The organism is Streptomyces morookaense, assembly GCF_013030945.1.
Taxonomy (GTDB): domain Bacteria; phylum Actinomycetota; class Actinomycetes; order Streptomycetales; family Streptomycetaceae; genus Streptomyces; species Streptomyces morookaensis.
Genome location: NZ_JABBXF010000191.1, coordinates 1 through 734 on the forward strand (window position 1 = coordinate 1; position 734 = coordinate 734).

Genomic DNA, 734 nt, shown 5'->3' on the forward strand with positions numbered 1-734 from the left:
CAGGAATCCGCCGTGCCGCGCGTAGGTCTTTCCCGATGCCTCGGGGTCCGGGTCGTAGATGTCCTCCACGTCCCAGCCCCGGTCGGCCGGGAACTCCCCGACCGCGTCGGTGCCGGAGGCCACCAGCCGCCACAGATCCTCGGGCGAACGGACACCGCCCGGATACCGGCAGGCCATCCCCACGATGGCGATGGGTTCCTGGTTCTTCTCCTCGGCCTCGCGCAGGCGCTCGCGGGCCTCGCGGAGGTCTCCGGTGACCCGCTTGAGATACTCAAGGAGCCTGTCTTCGTTGCTGCTCATCCGCCCCATCCGTCCTTGGCTGTCATCGAAGGTAGAGGGCCGAGGACTAGGAATTTTCTAGATCTTGGTCGATCAAGTCGAAGATGTCGTCGATCGTCGCGTCCTCGAGCTTGCGCTGTGCATCGGCGGCCTTCTCCCCGCGGCCGTCCGCGGAGTTGACCAGGGCCAGCAGGTCCTGCAGCCGCTTCCGCACGCCCGACCGGACGGTTTCCTCGGCCGCGGCCGTCGAGATCACCGCCTCCAGCCGGTCGAGCTCGCCGAAGACCGAGACCTCCGCCGGGCCCGCCTCGCCGACGAGGCCGGACCGCAGATACCGGGCGATGGCCTGGGGCGTCGGGTGGTCGAAGACCAGCGTCGCGGGCAGGGTCAGACCCGTCTCGGCGGTGAGCAGGTTGCGCAGCTCCACCGCGGTCAGCGAGTCGAAGCCGAGGTCC

Annotated in this window: 2 protein-coding genes; both read right to left on the reverse strand. The window is 69.1% G+C overall.

Features of this window, described 5'->3' with window-relative positions:
• Positions 1-300, reverse strand: a 300-nt coding sequence (locus tag HG542_RS34090; protein WP_171088304.1) for a beta-ketoacyl synthase N-terminal-like domain-containing protein, incomplete at its 3' end; no start/stop codon positions are given.
• A 46-nt stretch (positions 301-346) separates the two neighbouring features.
• The coding region (locus HG542_RS34095; RefSeq protein WP_255316364.1) for an acyl carrier protein at positions 347-734 on the reverse strand (388 nt) is incomplete at its 5' end.